17 protein-coding genes and 1 pseudogene are annotated in these 18974 nt (G+C 72.2%); 7 read left to right on the top strand and 11 right to left on the bottom strand.

The genetic code is table 11. The features are described from left to right. Positions 1 to 473 precede the first annotated feature (473 nt). The 6 genes and pseudogenes from LE548_RS20525 to LE548_RS20550 all read right to left on the bottom strand — a co-directional run bounded on the left by LE548_RS20525 (position 474) and on the right by LE548_RS20550 (position 7574). Positions 474 to 1043 (bottom strand): hypothetical protein, encoded by a 570-nt coding sequence (locus LE548_RS20525; protein ID WP_225098353.1) that lies wholly within the window; start codon positions 1041 to 1043, stop codon positions 474 to 476. A gap of 96 nt (positions 1044 to 1139) precedes the next feature. After that, positions 1140 to 2378, bottom strand: coding sequence for an MFS transporter (locus LE548_RS20530; protein ID WP_225098354.1), 1239 nt, complete (start codon positions 2376 to 2378; stop codon positions 1140 to 1142). A gap of 22 nt (positions 2379 to 2400) precedes the next feature. Beyond that, a pseudogene (locus LE548_RS20535) lies at positions 2401 to 3818 on the bottom strand (CitMHS family transporter). A 124-nt stretch (positions 3819 to 3942) separates the two neighbouring features. After that, positions 3943 to 6174, bottom strand: a complete 2232-nt coding sequence (locus LE548_RS20540; protein ID WP_225098355.1) for a molybdopterin oxidoreductase family protein — start codon at positions 6172 to 6174, stop codon at positions 3943 to 3945. A 102-nt stretch (positions 6175 to 6276) separates the two neighbouring features. Continuing rightward, complete coding sequence (locus LE548_RS20545) at positions 6277 to 6894, bottom strand: TetR/AcrR family transcriptional regulator (RefSeq protein WP_225098356.1); 618 nt, start codon at positions 6892 to 6894, stop codon at positions 6277 to 6279. 65 nt (positions 6895 to 6959) lie between these two features. Further along, on the bottom strand, positions 6960 to 7574 hold the full coding sequence (locus LE548_RS20550) for a hypothetical protein (protein ID WP_225098357.1): 615 nt from the start codon (positions 7572 to 7574) through the stop codon (positions 6960 to 6962). 162 nt (positions 7575 to 7736) lie between these two features. Here LE548_RS20550 and hmgA point away from each other — a divergent pair, with 162 nt between their 5' ends. Genes hmgA through LE548_RS20565 form a run of 3 tightly spaced genes read left to right on the top strand, consistent with a single transcriptional unit; the run spans position 7737 to position 11022 of the window. Further along, positions 7737 to 9047 (top strand): homogentisate 1,2-dioxygenase, encoded by a 1311-nt coding sequence (hmgA, locus tag LE548_RS20555; RefSeq protein ID WP_225098358.1) that lies wholly within the window; start codon positions 7737 to 7739, stop codon positions 9045 to 9047. Between the two features lie 45 nt (positions 9048 to 9092). Continuing rightward, positions 9093 to 9842, top strand: coding sequence for a GntR family transcriptional regulator (locus LE548_RS20560; RefSeq protein WP_225098359.1), 750 nt, complete (start codon positions 9093 to 9095; stop codon positions 9840 to 9842). 25 nt (positions 9843 to 9867) lie between these two features. Beyond that, positions 9868 to 11022 (top strand): type ISP restriction/modification enzyme, encoded by a 1155-nt coding sequence (locus LE548_RS20565; RefSeq protein WP_225098360.1) that lies wholly within the window; start codon positions 9868 to 9870, stop codon positions 11020 to 11022. On the opposite strand, the gene LE548_RS20570 is transcribed toward LE548_RS20565, so the two are convergent. Continuing rightward, complete coding sequence (locus LE548_RS20570) at positions 11004 to 11546, bottom strand: nucleotidyltransferase domain-containing protein (RefSeq protein ID WP_225098361.1); 543 nt, start codon at positions 11544 to 11546, stop codon at positions 11004 to 11006. The two genes, LE548_RS20565 and LE548_RS20570, sit on opposite strands and share 19 nt — an antisense overlap. Next, the gene (locus LE548_RS20575; RefSeq protein ID WP_225098362.1) at positions 11543 to 12265 is read right to left on the bottom strand and encodes a TetR/AcrR family transcriptional regulator; all 723 of its coding nucleotides are present in this window, start codon (positions 12263 to 12265) and stop codon (positions 11543 to 11545) included. The genes LE548_RS20570 and LE548_RS20575 overlap by 4 nt, the downstream gene beginning before the upstream one ends. Before the next feature lie 63 nt (positions 12266 to 12328). Between LE548_RS20575 and LE548_RS20580 the strand changes: the two genes are divergently transcribed. Genes LE548_RS20580 through LE548_RS20590 form a run of 3 tightly spaced genes read left to right on the top strand, consistent with a single transcriptional unit; the run spans position 12329 to position 15331 of the window. Next, the gene (locus tag LE548_RS20580; protein ID WP_225098363.1) at positions 12329 to 13285 is read left to right on the top strand and encodes an ATP-binding cassette domain-containing protein; all 957 of its coding nucleotides are present in this window, start codon (positions 12329 to 12331) and stop codon (positions 13283 to 13285) included. Next, positions 13282 to 14061, top strand: a complete 780-nt coding sequence (locus tag LE548_RS20585) for an ABC transporter permease (RefSeq protein ID WP_225098364.1) — start codon at positions 13282 to 13284, stop codon at positions 14059 to 14061. Before LE548_RS20580 ends, LE548_RS20585 begins: the two co-directional genes overlap by 4 nt. A 46-nt stretch (positions 14062 to 14107) precedes the next feature. Further along, a complete protein-coding gene (locus LE548_RS20590; RefSeq protein WP_374116145.1) occupies positions 14108 to 15331 on the top strand; it encodes a CaiB/BaiF CoA transferase family protein in 1224 nt (407 codons plus the stop codon). A gap of 73 nt (positions 15332 to 15404) precedes the next feature. Here LE548_RS20590 and LE548_RS20595 read toward each other — a convergent pair whose 3' ends face one another. The 3 genes from LE548_RS20595 to LE548_RS20605 all read right to left on the bottom strand — a co-directional run bounded on the left by LE548_RS20595 (position 15405) and on the right by LE548_RS20605 (position 17227). Continuing rightward, positions 15405 to 15686, bottom strand: coding sequence for a hypothetical protein (locus LE548_RS20595; RefSeq protein WP_225098365.1), 282 nt, complete (start codon positions 15684 to 15686; stop codon positions 15405 to 15407). 126 nt (positions 15687 to 15812) lie between these two features. Continuing rightward, entirely contained in the window at positions 15813 to 16637 is an 825-nt protein-coding gene (locus tag LE548_RS20600) for an anti-sigma factor domain-containing protein (RefSeq protein ID WP_225098366.1), read from the bottom strand. Then, positions 16634 to 17227 carry a sigma-70 family RNA polymerase sigma factor gene (locus tag LE548_RS20605; RefSeq protein ID WP_225098367.1) on the bottom strand — a complete coding sequence of 198 codons (594 nt, stop codon included), beginning with the start codon at positions 17225 to 17227 and terminating at the stop codon, positions 16634 to 16636. Before LE548_RS20605 ends, LE548_RS20600 begins: the two co-directional genes overlap by 4 nt. Positions 17228 to 17393: 166 nt before the next feature. On the opposite strand from LE548_RS20605, the gene LE548_RS20610 reads away from it, so the two are divergent. Further along, a complete protein-coding gene (locus tag LE548_RS20610; RefSeq protein WP_225098368.1) occupies positions 17394 to 18938 on the top strand; it encodes a DUF4331 domain-containing protein in 1545 nt (514 codons plus the stop codon). Positions 18939 to 18974: the final 36 nt, after the last annotated feature.

Here is an 18974-nt window from a genome sequence, read left to right on the forward strand (position 1 = left end):
CGCCGTCACGGGCGGGCGCGCCGACTCGACCAGAGACACCAGACCGGACGGAGACGGCGCCCCAGCCAGAAGCAGCCACACGCGCAGCCGTAGGCGGAGCCACAGCCGTACGCCCGGCAGGCACGTCGGACCGGACGGGCGCGCCGTCACGGGCGGAAGCGGCGCTCCGGCCGGCGGCGGTGCGCCCGGCGGCCGACCGAACCGAAGCGGTGCGCAGGGCCGAGCCACCCCGCCCGACGGAGCCACCGGAATCGGCCGAAGCCCTCGACCCGGCCGCCCCACGCCGTGCGCCGTGTGAAGCGCCCGAGTCACCCCGCCGGCCCGAGCCCGCCCGGCCGGGCGGGCCGCCGGAGCCGGCCAAGGGCCCCGAGTCGGCCGGGCGGTCGAGGCCGGGTCGGCCGACGAGGTCGGTCGGTGACCCCGGGTCGGGTGGGGCGTCCGGGCGCGGGGGTGGCGAGGGCCTGCGAGGGTGGTTACGCGGCACCATGCGAGCGGCGGCGGAGGCGGAACCAGACCGCTGTGCCGACGGCGGCCAGGCCCACGGCGGCGGCGCCGACGACCGGGGTGAAGGCCTCGCTGCGGGCCAGGCCGCCCGCACCGGCCGGCGGGCCGCCGTTCGGCCTGCCCACCGTGTTCGAGCAGTGGATGCTCAGGATCTTGCTCTTGGCCGCGCCGGTGACGCCCGGGACGTTCCAGCTGAGTTTGTACTGACCGCCGGGCAGCACCAGGTTGGCGCTGATCGCGGTGCCCGTGGGCAGGGCGAGGGTGCCGGAGAGCGAGGTGTTGGGGAGGGCGGTGGCGGAGACAGCGGCCTGGGGGACAATGTTCCAGGTGACCGTCTGGTTCGGGGTGAAGTTGGTGGCGTCCAGGTAGAAACGGCACAGCTTTGCCTGGTTGGGTTGCGCACCGGCTACCGCGCCCAGTACGTGGACGCTGATGTCGGCGGTCGGCGCGGCCACGGCCGGTCCGCCCAGGAAGACGGTTCCCGTGAGGGTGAGGGCCGACCAGGCGGCGGCGCGACGGGGCAGGGACGGCGTCGGCATGAACCACACTCCGAATCAGGCGATTTACATACAAGTTGCGTCACCTGACTCTGTGTCACCTACGCACCCCTCGCCCGGAAGCGGCACCGCGCGTCCTCAGATATCGCCCTTCCGGCTCAACGGCGATCGCGCCCTCCACCGTGCCCCCGCCGCCGCCTGCCGCCCCTCCCCCGGCGTCCGCGACCGGACCGCCACCCCCGCCGACACCAGCAGCAACGCCCCCAGCATCACGAACGGCGCCGCCACACCCGCCACCCCGGCGACCAGACCGGCGGCGGCCGGGGCGGCGACCTGACCGAGCCGGTTGCCGGTCAGGCGCAGGGCGAGCGCGGTGGAGCGGGCCTCGTCGGGCGCGGCCTGCACCACGGTCGTCATCGACAGCGGCTGGCCCACCCCGAGGCAGAAGCCGAGCAGCGTGAGGAGTACGCCGAGCGCCCACACCGGCACCAGAAGGGCGATCCCGGCGCACAGCAGCGCCGCCAGGAAGCAGGTCACGGTGAGCAGCGCGGGCCGGCCCAGCAGCCGGAGCAGCGGGGTGAGGACCAGGCGGCAGGCGATCGTCGCCCCGGCGCGCAGGCTCAGCAGTACGCCGATCAGCGACGGGGCGATGCCGCGGTGCTCGCCGACGACGGGAAGGTACGCGGTGAGGATGTCCGTGGCGGAGAGGACCGACAGGCTGATCAGCATGCCCGCGGGGACGCCCCGGGCGCCCAGGATGCGGCCGACCGGGACCCGGTCGCCTTGCGGGGCGCGGGACGTGACCGTCGTACGGTCCTCGATGCGCCACAGCGAGGTGAAGGCGACGGCCGCCCCCGCGCCCGCCGCCACGAGGGCGCCGGCGCTGCTGCGCGCCATGTCGGGGCCGCTGATCAACGCGCCGGCGGCCACCGGGCCGAGGAGTTGGCCCAGGGATGCGCCGATGGTGAAGTGGCCGAAGTTGCGGTCCTGTTCGTGCGGCGCGGACTGGCGGGCGACGAGCGACTGGGCGCCGATGACGAAGCAGAGGTGGCCGAGGCCCATCACCCCGCTCCAGACCGCCATCGCCCAGAGGGAGTTCACCACTCCGCTGAGCGCACAGCCGCCGGAGATGAGGACCACGCCCGCCGGGAGCAGGGGCGCGCACCGTCCGTGGTCGGTACGCCGGCCGAGCGGTACGGCGGCGAAGAGGGGCAGCAGGGCGTACACGCCGGCGATGACACCCACCGCCCGCTCGTCGGCGCCGAGCGCGAGGGCCCGGTAGGAGACGGCGGGCCGGGCCATCGACACCGCCCCCTGCGCGAAGCCGAAGGCGAGGACGAGGCGCAGCAGCCAGCCGCGGTTCCCACCGGGCGCCATGGACCGTTCCCTTCCTGGAGGTTCAGATGATGCCGAAGAGGATTCCTGCCCCGAGCACGACCAGCGATGTCAGGGCGGCCCACTTGACCACGAACCGGGTGTGGTCGCCGAACTCCACCTTGGCCATGCCGACCAGCACGTAGACGGCCGGGACGAGCGGGCTGGACATGTGCAGGGGCTGGCCGATGATCGAGGCGCGGGCGATCTCCAGCGTGGACACGCCGTGCGCCTGGCCGGCCTCGGCGAGCACCGGAAGGATGCCGAAGTAGAAGCCGTCGTTGGACATGAAGTACGTGAGCGGGATGCTCAGCACACCGGTGGCGAGGGCCATGTGCGGGCCCATGCCGGCGGGGATGCCGTCCACCAGCCACTTCGCCATGTGGTCGACCATGCCGGTGCCCTGGAGCACGCCGGTGAAGACGGCGGCGGCGAAGACCATGCCGGCGACGTTGAGGACGTTCTCGGCGTGGGCGGCGATCCGGGCCTTCTGGTCGGGCATCCGGGGGAAGTCGACGGTCAGGGCGAGGGCGGCGCCGAGCAGGAACAGCACCGGGATCGGCAGCCACTCCATGATCATGGCGGTGAGCAGGGTGACGGTGAGCAGCGCGTTGAACCAGTACAGCCTGGGGCGGAGCGTCGCACGGTGGGGGTCGAGTCCCTGGAAGCCCTCGGGCTCCTCGGGCAGACCGGCGCCGGAGGCCGAACCCCCGGTGTGTGCCCGCGACGTGTCGGAGCCGGCGCCGACGAGAACGGACTCCCTCTCCTCCACCCGGACCTCGTCCAGCGTGAGGACGCCGAGCCGCTTGCGTTCGCGGCGGCCGAGGACGTACGAGAGGACCAGGACGAACAGCAGGCCCATGGCCAGGGCCGGAATCATCGGCACGAAGATGTCGCTCGCGTCGACCTTCAGCGCGGTCGCGGCGGTGGGGGTCCCCCCGCGCGAGCGAAGCCGAGCGTGGGGGAGGTCGGGCCGCCCCACGGCAGCGTGTTCATCACTCCGTTGGCCATGGCGGCCACACCGGTCATCACGACCAGGGACATCTTCAGGCGCTTGTACAGCGGGTACATCGCCGAGACGGTGATCATGAAGGTGGTGGAGCCGTCGCCGTCCAGGGAGACGATCGCGGCGAGGACCGCCGTGCCGACGACGATGCGCAGCGGATCGGCCTTGCAGAACCTCAGGATGCCCCGCACGATCGGGTCGAAGAGGCCGACGTCGATCATCACGCCGAAGTAGACGATCGCGAACATGAGCATCGCCGCGGTGGGCGCGAGGCTGGTGACTCCGTCGATGACGTAGTCGCCGAGCTGGGCGCCCTTGCCGACGAACACACAGAAGAGTGCGGGGATCAGCACGAGCGCCGCGATCGGCGACATCTTCTTCAGCATGATCAGGACCAGGAAGGTCGCGATCATGGCGAAGCCGAGGATGGTGAGCATGAGTGGATACCTAACGTTCGCCCTTGAACATCCCACCTGGGGGTCGGCGGTGCGATGACGTTAGGTCCGTTCAAACGGCGTCAACAAGACGTTGACGTGCGAGCAATAAGCGCAGAATTCCAGGTCACAGGCTTGCGGTGAGCTGGACGGGGATGCCGTTCAGGACAGCGTTGCCGGACAGCGGGTCGAGTTGGCTGCCGTCGAGGAGCTGGTTGACGTTGACGCCGGGGCTGCCGGAGGCGTGCCCGAGGCGGGTGCCGGGGCGGTCGTGGCCCCAGCCGTGCGGCAGGCTCACCACCCCGGGCCGGACCCCGTCGGTCACCTCGGCGGGGGCCACCACTTCTCCCCCGGCGCCCTTGACGCGTACGTCCGCCCCGTCCCGGACGCCGAGCCGGGCCGCGTCCTCGGGGTGGATGTGCAGGGTGCAGCGGTTGGAGCCGCCGGTGAGGGCGGGCACGTTGTGCATCCAGCTGTTGTTGGAGCGCAGATGGCGGCGGCCGACGAGGACCAGTCCGGCGGGGCGTTCGCGCAGCGCCGCGCGGAGCCGGGGCAGGTCGGCGGCGAGCGGCTCGGGCAGCAGCTCGACCTTGCCGCTGCGGGTCTTCAGCGGCTGCGGCAGCCGTGGGCGCAGCGGGCCGAGGTCGATGCCGTGCGGGTGGGCGAGCAGCTCGGCAAGGCTCAGCCCGTCGGGCCGTACGCCGAAGCCGTCGCCGTAGGGGCCGAGGCGCAGCATCATGTCCAGCCGGCGCTCGGGGCCGCTCTCGCCGGTGAGCCGGGCCGCGAGTTCCTTCGGGTCACGGCCGTACACGGGCGAGTGCTCCTCCTGTACGGCCTTGCCGAGGGTCTGCTCGATGACCAGGGTGTCCACGGCTGCCGGGTCGGCGCCGTGCATGCCGGTGGCCGCGAGGATCAGCCGGGCGAGGATCTCGCTCTCGGCCATGCGGCCGGGCTCCAGCGGGACGGCGGGGCGGGTGTAGCGGACCTGGTTGCGCACGGCGAGGGTGTTGAAGGCGAAGTCGTGGTGCGGGCTCTGGGACGGTGGGGGCGGGGGCAGCACGACGTGGGCGTGGCGCGAGGTCTCGTTGAGGTACGGGTCGACGCTGACCATGAAGTCCAGGGACTCCAGGGCCTTGTCGAGGCGGTCGCCGTCGGGTGCGGACAGCACCGGGTTGGCGGCGACGGCGATCAGCGCGCGGACCGGTTCGCCTCGGCCGGTGACGGTGTCGATCTCCTCCGCCAGAGCGGAGAGCGGCAACTCGCCCTTGGCCTCGGGAAGGTGCCGTACCCGGGAGTGCCAGCGGCCGAGGGTGAAGCCGTGGCCGGGGCCCGCCGGGCGCGGGGTCTTGTCGGTGGCGGCCTGCGGGAAGAGGGCGCCGCCGGGCCGGTCGAGGTTGCCGGTGAGGATGTTGAGCACGTCGACCAGCCAGCTCGCCAGGGTGCCGTGCGGGACGGTGCAGCTGCCGATGCGGGCGTAGACGGCTGCGGTGGGGGCGGCGGCCAGTTCGCGGGCGAGGGTGCGGATGAGGTCCGCGTCGAGGTCACAGGCCTCGGACACGGCCTCGGGCGTGAAGTCGCCGAGTGCGTCCTGGAGTTCGGCGACGTCCGTGACGTGCGGGGCGAGGTGCGCGAGGTCGGCCAGGTCCTCCGCGAAGAGGGTGTGCGCCATCGCGGCGAGCAGCAGGGCGTCGGTGCCGGGCCGGATCGCCAGGTGCCGGTCGGCGAGTTTCGCCGTGCGGGTGCGGCGCGGGTCCACCACGGTCAGGTGTCCGCCGCGGGCCTTGAGCGCCTTGAGCTTGCCCGGGAAGTCGGGGGCGGTGCACAGACTGCCGTTGGACTCCAGCGGGTTGGCGCCGATGAGGAGCAGATGGTCGGTGCGGTCCAGGTCGGGCACCGGGATGGCGTAGGCGTCACCGAAGAGCAGCCCGCTGGAGACGTGCTTGGGCATCTGGTCGACCGTGGAGGCGGTGAACAGGCTGCGGGTGCGCAGGGCGGCGATCAGGACCGGCGGATAGAGCGCGCCGGCCACGGTGTGGACGTTGGGATTGCCGAGGACCACGCCGACGGCGTCGGGGCCGTGCCCCTCCACGACCGGGCGGAGCCCTGCGGCCACCGCGTCGAAGGCCTCCTGCCAACTCGCCTCGCGCAGACGGCCGTTCTCCCGGACGAGCGGGGTGCGCAGCCGGTCGGGGTCGCCGTCGACGGCCCCGAAGGAGGCGCCCTTGGGGCAGATGAAGCCCTTGCTGAAGACGTCCTCGCGGTCACCGCGGGCGCCGGTGACCCGGGTGCCCTCGATGGTGAGGGTCAGCCCGCAGGTGGCCTCGCACAGGGGGCAGATTCGCAGGGCGGTGCGGGACACGGGTCCTCCCAGGGACGGGGCGCGGGCAGCTGGTCCGGGCCGCCGAGCATACCGACCGGTACGCATGGAGGGGAGACCCCGTGTGCGACTTCCCGGGCGGACTCAGTCCAGCACGCGCGCCAGATACGCCCGCAGCAGCTCGCGCGTCTCGGCGATGATCGCCTCGTCACCCTCCGGATCCGTGCGGAAGGCCAGCTGGACGAGGGTGTCGGCGCTCTCCACGGCGACCAGGAAGACCCGGCGCAGATCCTCGTCCGGGGTGCGGCCGACATACCCGGAGAGCAGCCGGATCAGCCGGTCGGCGACCCGGGTGTTGGGTTCGGCATGGCGGGTGCCGACCGGTATCTGATTGCCGAAGTCGACCAGCGAGAAGCCGGGCGCCGTGCGTTTCATGGCGAGATACTCGTCCAGGACGGCGTCCATCGCGGCCCGCCAGTCCCCCGCGCGCGCCTGCTTCAGCCGCTCGGTGACGCGCTCGGTGTAGCGCTCCAGGTTGCGCTGGGCAAGGGCGTCGGCCATCTGCCGCTTGTTGCCGAAGAAGCGGTAGACGGAGCCGATGGGCACACCGGCGCGCAGCGCGACCGCGCGGGTGCTCAGGTCGTCGTAGCCGACCTCGTCGAGGAGTTCGGCGCAGGCGTCGAGGATCCTGGTCAGCCGTTCGGCGCTGCGGCGCTGAACGGGCGCACGGCGGAGCGATGTCGCGTGGGGCACGGGCTTCATGATGCCTCTCCGCCTGCGGTCCGGTGAACCTCACCCTCCTCTACGGAAAACAGTGGTCGATGCACTCATCGCACCGGGGAGCCGCCCATCGTGGGCGCGGCCGACGCCCCGGGACTCCGCGTGGGCGTGTGCGTGGGGCTCTGCACGGGGGCGGTGGGGGTGGAGGCCGGCGCGGGATCCGGGTCCGACACGGTGATGTCGGCGGTGCTCTGGACCGGCTTGCCGTGGACGGCCCACGCGGTGCCGTCGTCGGCGTACAGGCGCGCGGTCACGTGGTGGGTGCCGTGCGGGACGAGGCGGCCGGGCAGGTGGTAGTCCGGGGTGCGCAGCCGGGCGGCCTCACGGCCGTCGACGAAGAGGTACGCGAGCCCGCGCCCGGCGACCGCCGTGCGGCCGGCGCCGGGCCCGGAGCAGCGGAAGTGGCGGAAGGCCAGGCGCACGTCCCAGCCGTCGCGCGGGTCCGGCGTCACCTCGACACCGACCTCGGGTGCGTCCTTCCGGTCGACCTCGCGCAGATGCCGGCCGGACTCGTCGGTGTCGTCCAGGACCTTGCCGACCGGCGAGGGCGACTGCGCGCTCGCCCGGGAGTGACCGGTCGCGCAGCCGGCCGCTCCGAGCGGCAGCAGGACGCACACCGCGAGCGCGGCGAGGGTGCTGCGGATCCACGACGTCGACGGCATGCCCGCGAGAGTAGAACAACGTTCCGGTCGGCCGGATCCACCTGAAGTCGGGTTCCGGCCAGGCCGTGCGCTCCCCCTGAGGGAGTAGGCGATCTCCTCTTGCGCCCACCCCCGCACATTCCTACGGTGATACATAGGAATCAGGAGCGCAAGGGAGCGATCATGAGCGGGGACACGCGGAAGACCGCCGCGGGACTGTCGTATCTGACCGGGTTCGGCAACGAACACGCCTCGGAGGCGGTGCCGGGCTCCCTGCCCGAGGGCCGCAACTCGCCTCAGCGCGCGCCGCTCGGCCTCTACGCGGAGCAGCTGAGCGGCTCGGCGTTCACCGAGCCCCGGGCCCACAACCGTCGCTCCTGGCTCTACCGCATCCGCCCGTCGGCCGCTCACCCCGCGTTCACCCGCACCGGCAACGGCGCGATCCGTACGGCACCCTTCACCGAAGCCGTGCCCGACCCCAACCGGCTGCGCTGGAACCCGCTGCCCGAGCCGCCCGCCGGTACGGACTTCCTCGCCGGTCTGTGGACGCTCGGCGGCAACGGCGACGCGACCCAGCGCACCGGTATGGCCGTGCACCTGTACCACGCCAACGCCTCGATGGAGCGGGTCTTCTCCGACGCCGACGGGGAGCTGCTGATCATGCCGGAGCGCGGCGGAGTGCTGCTGCACACGGAGTTCGGCCTGCTCGCCGTGGAGCCGTCCCAGGTGGCGCTGATCCCGCGTGGGGTGCGCTTCCGTGTGCTGCTGCTGGATGATTCCTCCCGGGGTTATGTGTGCGAGAACTACGGTGCCCCCTTCCGCCTCCCCGACCTCGGCCCGATCGGCGCCAACGGGCTGGCCAACGCCCGGGACTTCCGGGCACCGGTCGCCGCGTACGAGGACGTGGCGGGCCCGGTGGAGGTGGTGAACAAGTTCTGCGGCAACCTCTGGACGGCGGTCTACGACCACTCCCCGCTCGACGTGGTCGCCTGGCACGGCAACCATGTGCCGTACGTCTATGACCTCCGCCGGTTCAATGTGATCGGCACCATCTCCTACGACCACCCGGACCCGTCCATCTTCACGGTCCTGACCTCCCCGTCCGACACCCCCGGTCTGGCCGGTGTCGACTTCGTCGTCTTCGCGCCGCGCTGGCTGGTGGGCGAGGACACCTTCCGGCCGCCGTACTTCCACCGGAACGTGATGAGCGAGTACATGGGCCTGATCGAGGGCGCCTACGACGCCAAGGCGGAGGGCTTCGTGCCGGGCGGTGGCTCACTGCACAACATGATGTCGGCGCACGGCCCGGACCGGGAGACCTTCGACCGGGCGAGCGCGGCCGAGCTGAAGCCGCAGAAGATCGACGACGGGCTGGCCTTCATGTTCGAGACCCGCTGGCCGGTGACCCTCACCCCGCAGGCGGCGGGCGCCGATCACCTCCAGCAGCGCTACGACGACGTGTGGCGGGGACTTGAGCCCCACTTCCGCGCGTGACACCTCTGTTGCGCCTGATGTTCATCGAAAGGTACGGATAGCCGTGTGACCTCCTTCGCCCCGGACTCGATCGTCCTGAACCGCAAGCTGCCGCTCTGGTACCAGGTGTCGCAGTCGCTGCGCGCCTCGATACTCGGCCGCTCGCCCGAGGACCCGCTGCGGCTGCCCACCGAGGAGCAGCTGGCGGAGCACTACGGGGTGAGCGTGCTGACCATGCGGCAGGCGCTGAAGGAACTGGAGGACGAGGGGCTGATCAGCCGGCACCGGCGGCGCGGCACGTTCATCGAGCCCGGCGTCCGGCGGGGCGCCCCGGTGCGGCTGCTGGGCTCGGTGGACGCCATCGTGGCCCAGCAGTCCGGCATGACGACCGAGCTGCTGGACCACGGCACGGTGCCGGTACCGGCACCCTTCGCCGAGTACTTCCCGGATCTCGCGGAAGTGGCGACGTACCATCGGCTGCGCAGCGACGAGAAGACCGGCGAGCCGACGAACCACGCCGTCAACCACATCCGCCCCGAACTGGCCGCCCGCGTCGACCTGGAGGACCTGATCCGCTGGCCGATGACGAAGGTGCTGCGGGACGTGGTCGGGGCGGACATCAGCCGCATCACGGACACGGTCGAGGCCCGCCTCGCCGACCCGGACACCGCCCGCCTCCTCCAAGTCCCGCTGCTCAGCCCGATCCTGCACTACACGGGTGTGACGTACGACACCGAGGGGAGGGTGCTGGACGTGGCGGTGATCCACTATCGAGGGGACCGGTTCTCCTTCACCGTCACCCTGGAGGCGACCTGATCCCGGGTCCCGTTCAGGCCTTACCATGCCCTGCGTGACGTACGACGACGCTCCGCTGCTGGCGGACCTCATGCCGTGGTCCGTCGCACCGCTGCGGCCGGGCCGTGCCTGGCCGGCGGCGCCCGACGCGGCTTCGCTGAAGGCCCGCTGGAACGCGCTGCTGAAGGCCGAAGGCGCCGAGCGGCGGGCCCTGTTCGAGCCGAGCCGGGCCCGTACCCTCGACTCGGCGGTAGGCCAGTTGCCGGGCCAGCCGACCGGCACGGAGCGGCTGGCCCGCGCCGAGGGCCCGTGCGCGGAGCCGGTGCGGGTGCTGGCGGCACCCTTCGACGAACAGTGGCTGATCCCGGATCACCGGCTGATCGACACGGCCCGCCCGGAGCTGTGGCGGGTGGCGGACGAGCGGCAGGTGTTCGTCGTGGAGACGGCCGACGAGGCCACGCCCCTGCTGGCGACCTCGCTCCTGCCCACCCTCCGCACGGGCCGCGTCCGCCCGCTGTTCCGCCGCCCGAACGGCACGGAACCCAACCTCGCCCCAGGCCTGTCGGACCACCTCGCCGACCGCCTCGGCATCCTGCCCACGCCACCGGATCTGCTGGCCTGGATCCTGGCGACGGTCCGCCCGGATCTCACCGTCCCGCTCACCGCGGACGCCGACGTGTGGGGCCGGGGCACGGAGTTGGGCCACCGCATGCTGTGGCTGCTGCGCCGCGACGGTGAACGCCCCAAGCTGCCCGGCGGCCGGCGGCCGTACGTCCGCGCGCCCCTGCCGAGCCTCCCCCTCACTCTGCACTACGACCCGGAGGAGGAGACCCTGCACCTGGACGAGGGCCGCATCTCCCCCGTCCCGCCGCAGGCCTGGGAGTACGAGGTGGCCGGAGTCCGGGTCCTGGAGGCCTGGTTCGCGGCCCGTACGACCCCGTCCGACGCCGGCACGCTCACGGCGATCCGCCCGGCGACCTGGCCGCAGCCCTGGACGTCGGAGCTGCTGGAGCTGATCACGGTCCTGGCCCTGCTGGCCGAACTTCGGCCCCTGCGCGCCGAGTTGAAGATCCCGGCCCCGATCACGGCGGCCGACCTGCGCCAGGTGGGCGTTCTGCCGGTGCCGGGCGCGTCCCGGCGTCCCGCGTCGGTCCTGGACCATCACGAGGAGGGTCCGGAGGGTCAGTTCGCGCTGCTCTGACGGCCCCGCAGGGCAGCCTCCAGCCGGGCGATGTCCGCGGCGTCCTTGGCCCGGCGCGGCCGGGACGGATCCCAGACGGGCATCATGCGCTTGATCTCGATCTGGGCGAGCGGGCTGACGATCGGCGCCTCGATGTCCCCGATCCGGCCCGGCCCGGCGTCCAGCAGTCCGTCCGGCCACGCAGTACCGGCCCAGGGGCCACCCGCGACGACCACGCGCCCCGCCGCATCCCGGTCGACCAGGGTGAAGCTGCTGTCCAGCCCGTCCTTGGCGAAGTCGAGCTGGAGACCGGCGGGCGGCCCGGGGACGGGCGTGTGACCGAGTGCGGTGAGGACACCGGCGAGGGCAGCCGCGTCCTTGGCCCAGGCGAACCAGTCGATGTCGCCGTGCTCCCGGGTGACCTCCCCGAGGAAGAAGTCCATGGCCCAGCCGCCTCGCAGCCAGAGAGGGATGCCATGCCGGCGGGCCGCCTCCAAGGTCTGTCCGATGAGGGTGAGCTGACGCCCGCCGCGTTCCTGGTTCACCGCTTGTCGCTGCCTGGGGTGAAGCCGTCGAGGACCCGCCCCAACGCCCGCTCGAAGACCGCCTCCAGGTCGATCGGCCCCGCATCCTCCGCGAACGCCGCCGCCATCCTCGGATACGCACCGGAGGCGACCTGCCCCCCGAGGTAAGCGATCCGCGCCGCGTTCTCCTCGTCCTCCGACCACGGCAGCGCCCGCACCCGCTCCGCCGTGTCGAGCTCATTGCGGACGTACGTCGTCACCACGCCGTTCAGCATCGCGATGAGCTCCAGCTTGGTGCCGTACGACGCCTCCAGCGGATCCAGACAGGCCAGGCAGTGCTCCAGATAGCGCAGGGCATGCGGGCTGAAGCCGTAGACCGGGGACATCAGGCGCGGCACCCAGGGATGCCGGTGCATCAGCGCCCGCGTGTCGCGCGCCACCCGGATCAGGTCGGCCCGCCAGTCCCCGCTCGGCTCCCACGGGACGTGTTCCGCGCTGACCGCGTCCACCATCAGCTCGTACAGGTCCTCCTTGCGGGGGACGTAGTTGTACAGCGACATGGTGCCGCAGCCCAGCTCGGCCGCGACGTGCCGCATCGACACCGCGTCGAGCCCCCGCTCGTCGGCGATCCGGACGGCGGCGGCCGCGATGTCGTCGCGGGTGTACGCCGGCTTCGGCCCCCGCCCGGTGCGCTCGGGGCGCGCCCAGATCACCTCGGGGACGGCCCCTCGGACTGCCATCGGTCATCACCTCGTTCACCATCCTAGTTACGTACGCCGTACGTAGTGCGCTATGGTCGAGCCATGACTTCTACGTACGCTGTACTCAGTGAAGGGCTGGAGAAGCGCTTCGGCGCTGTTCACGCCCTGCGCGGGCTGGATCTGGCGGTGGCCCGGGGGACGGTCTGCGGGCTGCTCGGCCCGAACGGCGCCGGGAAGACGACGGCCGTACGGCTGCTGACGACACTGCTGCGGCCGGACGCCGGCTCGGCGCGGGTCGCCGGGCACGACCTGGTGCGGGAGGCGGCCGCCGTGCGGAGCCGGATCGGGGTCACCGGGCAGTACGCCTCGGTGGACGGCGACCTCACCGGCCGGGAGAACCTGCGGCTGTTCGCCCGGCTGCACCGGGTGCGCGGACCGGTCGTGCGGGCCGACGAGTTGCTGGAGCGCTTCGGGCTGACCGAGGCGGCCGGCCGTAAGGCCTCGACCTACTCGGGCGGCATGCGGCGCCGGCTGGATCTGGCCGCGAGTCTGATCCGCCGGCCCGAGGTGCTCTTCCTCGACGAGCCGACCACCGGCCTCGACCCGGCCAGCCGCACCCGCATCTGGCAGGCGGTGCGCGAGCTGAAGGCGGCCGGCACGACCGTGCTGCTGACCACGCAGTATCTGGAGGAGGCCGACCAACTCGCCGACGACGTCGTCCTGGTGGACCAGGGGCGGGTCGCCCTCAGCGGCTCCCCCGCCGAACTCAAGGCGCTCGTCGGGTCGTTTGCTCAGGCCGTGGTCGCGGACGGGGACGCACTGCCGAAGGCGGCGGCCGTGCTGGATCAACTCACGGGCAGCGAGCCGGTGTTCGACCGGGACCGGAACTCCGTCGGCGCGGTCACCACCGACCCGACGCTGACCCTGCCGCGCCTGGTGCGCGAACTCGACGCGGCGGGCGTGCCGTTGCTCGATGCGAGCCTGCGTCCGCCCACCCTCGACGACGCCTTCCTCCGGCTCACCGAGGGGTCCACGCACCGCAAGGAGTGCGTCGCATGAGCGCGTTGGCGTACGACGGTCTGGCGATGACCGGACGGCAGCTGCGCCGGGTACGGAACAGTCCGGGCCTGGCGATCCTGACCCAGCTGATGCCGGTCAACATGCTGCTGTTCTTCGGCTATGTCTTCGGCAGCGCGCTGGCGATGCCCGGCCGCGAGTACCGCGCGTTCCTGGTACCCGGACTGCTGGTCGCGACCGCGGCCGGCGGGCTGATGACCGGCATGTTCCAGGCCGCCGCGGACACGCACCGCGGGGTGATGGACCGGTTCCGGACGATGCCGGTGAGCCGGGCCGCCGTACCCGTCGGGCAAGCCGTGGCCGACCTCGTGGTCACGGCGATCGGCACCGTGCCGCTGCTGCTGGTGGGGCTCGCGGTGGGGTGGCGGATCGAGGGGTCCGCGGCCGAGGCCGCCGGCGCCGTGGGGCTGCTGCTGCTCTTCCGGTTCGCCTGCACCTGCGCCGGGATCTTTCTGGGCCTGCTCACCCGCAGCGAGGACGCGGCCGGCCAGCTCGGCGCCTCCTCCTTCGTGCTGCCCCTGCTGTCCGACGCCTACATTCCGACGGACCACCTCCCGGGCTGGCTGCGCACCCTGGCCGAGTGGAACCCGATCAGCGCGGTGACCACGGCCCTGCGGGACCTCTTCGGCAACGCGCCCGTGCCGCACGGCGCCGCCTGGCCGGTGGCGCATCCGGTCGCCGGGTCGCTGGCCTGGGGCCTCGCCCTCGTCGCCGTGTTCCTGCCGCTGGCCGTACGCCGGTACAGCCGCGGCGAGTGACCCGGCACTGCTGACAAAGCCGCCGCTCAAGGGCATGATCCCGGCCATGGATCAGCCCACGCGTCAGCCCATGGACGAGCAGCAGCCCCTGCCCCTGGAGGGCATCACCGTCGTCGCCGTCGAACAGGCCGTGTCCGCGCCCTTCGCGACCCGGCAGCTCGCCGACCTGGGGGCCAGGGTCATCAAGGTGGAGCGGGTCGACGGCGGCGATTTCGCGCGCGGCTACGACACGGCGGCCCGCGGTCTCGCCTCGCACTTCGTGTGGTGCAACCGCGGCAAGGAGTCCCTCGCGCTGGACCTGAAGGACCCGCGTGGCCTGGCCGTCGTACGGCGGCTGATCGCGGACGCGGACGTGTTCGTGCAGAACCTCGCACACGGGGCGGCGGCCCGGCTCGGCCTCGACGCGGCCACCCTGTGCGCCGCGCACCCGAGGCTGATCGCCGTGGACATCTCCGGCTACGGCGGCTCGGGACCGTACGCGGACAAGCGGGCGTACGACATGCTCGTGCAGTGCGAGGCGGGGCTGGTGTCGGTGACCGGGACGCCGGAGCAGCCGGTGAAGGCGGGGATCCCGGCGGCGGACATCGCGGCGGCCATGTACGCGTTCTCGGGCGTCCTGGCGGCCCTCGTGCGGCGCGGGACGACCGGGCGGGGCGGGGCGGTGGAGGTGTCCATGCTGGAGGCGCTCGCCGAGTGGGTGGGGCATCCGCTCCACCATGCGCTGCACGGCGGCGAGCCGCCCGCGCGCACCGGGCTCGCGCACGCCGTCATCGCGCCGTACGACGCCTATCCGACGGCGGACGGCGGGCGGGTCCTGCTGTCCGTGCAGAACGACCGGGAGTGGCGGCGGCTGGCCGAACAGGTCATAGAACGCCCCGAATTGGGGATGGATCAGATGTATGCGACGAACGCGTCACGCGTCGCGAACCGGGGGAAGACGGACGCGTTGGTGGCGCGGGCGCTCGGTGTGCTGGATGCCGAGGAGGCAATGACCCGGCTGGAGAAGGCGGGCATCGCCTGTGCCCGGCTCCGGGATCTGCACGAGCTGGCGGCGCATCCGCAGCTGGCGGCCCGGGAGCGGTGGCGTCAGGTGGGGTCGCCGGCCGGGCCGCTGAAGGCGCTGCTGCCTCCCATCACGCTGCCGGGCGGGGACGAGGCACGGATGGGTGATGTGCCCGCGCTCGGACAGCACACCGAAGCGCTGCTGCGTGCCGTGGGGATGGCGGACGACGAGATCGCAGCGATGCGCCGGGACGGTGTGGCGGCCTGAGCACGGGCACCCCGGAAGGGCTCCAGGGGGCGTCGCGGGTTCGGCGACGGCTCAGCGGACGGGCACGGCCCGCTCAGTGGCCGCGCCCGTGCCCGCCGAACAGCGAGCGGCGCAGCCGGCGCAGGGGTGCGAACAGGGAGACGCGGCTGACCCGCTTGCCCCGGTCGCTGCGCTGGTGTGCGGTGTCACGCGCCGTCAGCTCACGCATCAGCGAGGTCGCCTCGACCGTCTTCTGCTGCGGTATGGCGGGACCCGCCAGCACCGACAGATGACGGTCGAGACGCGAACTGGTCGCGCTGCTCCCGCAGGTGATCGCAGGGACCCTGGCCCTGCTGCGCACTGTTATCTGCTCCATGTCACTCCCCACCCGTACGAGTCCACCCGGCCCGGGCAGAGTAACCCTATCGCCCCAGGGCGGCACGCGTGTATCTCGGCCACAGGATTCACCTTCCCCATAAGGCGGTTGACCATCCTTCTTTGACTACTCTCCGAATCCGACCGATTTCAGGGTGAGTTGGACAATGGGCTGGCTGGTGGGTTGCGCCGAGCCGCCGTCAGGCTCGACGGTCACGGCGAGTGACGTCGAGCCGGTGTCGAGCCCCTTTGCGACCAAGGGCGTGTCGCCCGCGAAGAGCCCGAGGGAGCGCGGCTGCGCGCGGGGGCGCATGAGCCAGAGCTGGTGGACGCGGCCGCCGGCCGGGGTGCCGTATCCGCTGAGGGTGACGACGGCTTCCCGCTCCGCGGCGGAAGCGATCACTCCGATCCCGCGGCCGCGGGCGTCCTTGCCGGTCACGGCGCGGGCGTCGGGAGCGGCCAGAACGTGGGCGATCTCACGTGCCCGTACCTGTGCGGCGTCGAGCCGGTCCTGTGTGCGCTGCGCCTGCACCGCGAAGAGGGAGGCGACGACGAGGGCCGCCGTCGCGGTGACCGTGGCGAGCGGCACGAAGAAGGGGCGCGTGCGGGGCGTACGGGAGCGTCCCGGGGGTGGCTGGGTGCCCCAGACGTGCGGCGGCAGCTGCGGCGCGCGCCTGCGCGTCGGTTCCTGGACCGAGGCCGGCTCCTGCGGGGTCGTGCGTACGGCGGCCAGCACCCGGTCCCGCAGGGCGGCCGGCGCGGGGGCGGCCGTGGACCAGGCGAGCCGCACCGCGTCCTCGGCCAGTCCCCGGGTCTCGGCCGCGCAGCGGTCGCAGTCCCGCAGATGCTTCTCGAACCGGCGCCGCTCGCCCGGTTCGAGGGCGTCGAGCGCGTAGGGCGCGGCGAGGGAGTGCAGGTCCGCGCCGCCCATCAGCCTGCCGAGGATGCTCATGCGGCGCCTCCCAGGCACTGGCGCAGCCGGGTGAGTCCGTCGCGCATCCGCGTCTTGACGGTGCCGAGCGGCAGCGAGAGCCGTTCGGCGACCTCGCGGTAGGTGTAGCCGTCGTAGTAGGCGAGGGTCACGGACTGGCGTTGCAGGTCCGTGAGCCGCTTCAGACAGCGGCGCACCCACTCGCGCTCCAGCCCCGCCTCGACCTCCTCGGCGACCTGGTCGAACGCGGGCTCCCCGGCGCGCAGGGCCTCCCGCTGCTCGCGTTCGCCGGCCGCGCGGGCGCTGCGCACCCGGTCGACGGCGCGGCGGTGGGCGAGGGTGAGGATCCAGGACAGCGCGCTGCCCCGGCCGGGGTCGAACCGGGCGGCGGACCGCCAGGTCTCCAACAGCACTTCCTGGGCCACCTCCTCGGACTGGGCGGGGTCGCGCACCACCCGTCGGACCAGTCCGTACACCGGACCGGACACCAGGGCGTACAGGTCCTCGAACGCCCTGTGGTCCCCGCCCGCGACCAGCACCAGCAGCTCGTCCGCCTGTACGCCGGCCCCATCGCCGTGACCACAGCCGGCCTTTCCCCGTGCTCCACGCATCCGCACGAACGCCCACCTCCCGCCCGTGATACGGATCAGCGGGCCGAAAACGCGGGTCGGGAAGAACCCAAAAATTTTTTCCGGCCGACCAAGCCGATCGGCGCCGTCGCTCCGTATACCCGTCCGTCAACGGCAAGTCGGCACTGAGTACGGACGGACAGACGGCATGACACCTCTCTTCTCCAAAAGCGGCAGGAGCGGCACGGGACGCACGGGCCTGGTCACGCTCCTGTGCGCCGCGCTGGCGGCCGGCGGGCTCACCGCCGCGGGCGTCGCCTCGCTGGCACCCGGGACGGCCTCCGCCTCCTCCCACCGGGAGGCCCCGCTGATCTCGGGCACACCGCAGTACGACAACACCGACGTGTACGCGTTCGTCAGCCCGGACAAGCCCGACACGACGACGGTCGTGGCGAACTGGATCCCGTTCGAGGAGCCGTCGGGCGGCCCGAACTTCTACACGTTCGCCGACGACGCCCAGTACGACATCCACGTCGACAACAACGGTGACGCGCACGACGATCTGGTCTTCCGCTACACCTTCAAGACCCACACGAAGAACGGCAACACGTTCCTCTACAACACCGGTGTGGTGAAGAGCCTCGACGACCCGAACCTCAACATCACGCAGACCTACGACATCGATCTGCTCCGGTTCAAGCACGACCGGGTGGCGTACCGGACCAGGCTCGCGGAGGACGTGCCGGTGGCGCCGTCGAACGTCGGCAAGGCCTCCATGCCGGACTACGCCAAGCTGCGCTATCAGGCCATCTACAAGACCCCGGGCGGCGCCACGACCTTCGCCGGGCAGGCGGCCGACCCGTTCTTCGCCGACCTGCGCGTCTTCGACCTGCTGTACGGCGGCAACCTCAGCGAGGTCGGCAACAACACCCTCAAGGGCTACAACGTCAACACCATCGCGCTGCAGGTGCCGAACGACCTGATCCGCGAGTCGTCGAAGCAGCCGGTCGTCGGCATCTGGTCCACCACCCAGCGCCGCAACGCCCAGGGCTACTACACCCAGGTATCGCGGCTGGGCAACCCGCTGGTCAACGAGGTCGTCAACCCGCAGAAGGACAAGGACAGGTTCAACGCCTCGCAGCCCGCGTACGACGGCCAGTTCCTGAACAATGTCACCCACCCCGAACTGCCGAAGCTCATCGAGCAGATCTACAAGATCAAGGCGCCGAGCGAGCCGCGCAACGACCTCGTCGACGTGTTCCTCAAGGGCGTCAAGGGCCTCAACCAGCCGCCGTACGTGCGACCTTCGGAGGAGCTGCGTCTGAACACCTCCATCAAACCGAGCATGCACCCCAAGCGGCTCGGCGTCCTGGACGGCGACAAAGCGGGCTTCCCGAACGGTCGTCGCCTCACCGACGACGTGGTGGACGAGGCGCTCCAGGTGATGGAGGGCGCGCTGGTCGGCATGAAGAACGACTTGGGTGACGGGGTCGACAAGGCCGACGGGACCTTCGAGAAGTCCTTCCCGTACGTCGCCGAGCCCAACTCCGGTTCGCACGGCCCGCTCGCCAAGGGCACGACCGCGGGCACGGACGTGCGCAGCCAGCTCGGCGACGCCCTCCAGCCGGCCGGCTCCGGCACGTCCGACAACACCGTGCTGATCGCCGCCTCGGCGGCCTCGGGCGCGGCCGGGACCCTGCTGCTCGGCACGGCCTTCGCCTGGTGGCGCCGGCGCGTGCAGCGCCCGTACTGAGCGCCGCCCCACCCCCAGACCGGCGCGGCCCGTACC

Source organism: Streptomyces sp. CoH27, from assembly GCF_020181035.1.
Taxonomy (GTDB): domain Bacteria; phylum Actinomycetota; class Actinomycetes; order Streptomycetales; family Streptomycetaceae; genus Streptomyces; species Streptomyces camelliae.

Bases quoted from the DNA above. Each gene is read 5' to 3' on its own strand.
- LE548_RS20600 (WP_225098366.1), bottom strand. From the start codon at position 16,637: ATGAGCATCCTCGGCAGGCTGATGGGCGGCGCGGACCTGCACTCCCTC.
- LE548_RS20565 (WP_225098360.1), top strand. From the start codon at position 9,868: ATGCCCTGCGTGACGTACGACGACGCTCCGCTGCTGGCGGACCTCATG.
- LE548_RS20550 (WP_225098357.1), bottom strand. From the start codon at position 7,574: ATGCCGTCGACGTCGTGGATCCGCAGCACCCTCGCCGCGCTCGCGGTG.
- LE548_RS20580 (WP_225098363.1), top strand. From the start codon at position 12,329: ATGACTTCTACGTACGCTGTACTCAGTGAAGGGCTGGAGAAGCGCTTC.
- LE548_RS20585 (WP_225098364.1), top strand. From the start codon at position 13,282: ATGAGCGCGTTGGCGTACGACGGTCTGGCGATGACCGGACGGCAGCTG.
- hmgA (WP_225098358.1), top strand. From the start codon at position 7,737: ATGAGCGGGGACACGCGGAAGACCGCCGCGGGACTGTCGTATCTGACC.
- LE548_RS20605 (WP_225098367.1), bottom strand. From the start codon at position 17,227: ATGCGTGGAGCACGGGGAAAGGCCGGCTGTGGTCACGGCGATGGGGCC.
- LE548_RS20610 (WP_225098368.1), top strand. From the start codon at position 17,394: ATGACACCTCTCTTCTCCAAAAGCGGCAGGAGCGGCACGGGACGCACG.
- LE548_RS20590 (WP_374116145.1), top strand. From the start codon at position 14,108: ATGGATCAGCCCACGCGTCAGCCCATGGACGAGCAGCAGCCCCTGCCC.
- LE548_RS20530 (WP_225098354.1), bottom strand. From the start codon at position 2,378: ATGGCGCCCGGTGGGAACCGCGGCTGGCTGCTGCGCCTCGTCCTCGCC.
- LE548_RS20525 (WP_225098353.1), bottom strand. From the start codon at position 1,043: ATGCCGACGCCGTCCCTGCCCCGTCGCGCCGCCGCCTGGTCGGCCCTC.
- LE548_RS20595 (WP_225098365.1), bottom strand. From the start codon at position 15,686: ATGGAGCAGATAACAGTGCGCAGCAGGGCCAGGGTCCCTGCGATCACC.
- LE548_RS20545 (WP_225098356.1), bottom strand. From the start codon at position 6,894: ATGAAGCCCGTGCCCCACGCGACATCGCTCCGCCGTGCGCCCGTTCAG.
- LE548_RS20575 (WP_225098362.1), bottom strand. From the start codon at position 12,265: ATGGCAGTCCGAGGGGCCGTCCCCGAGGTGATCTGGGCGCGCCCCGAG.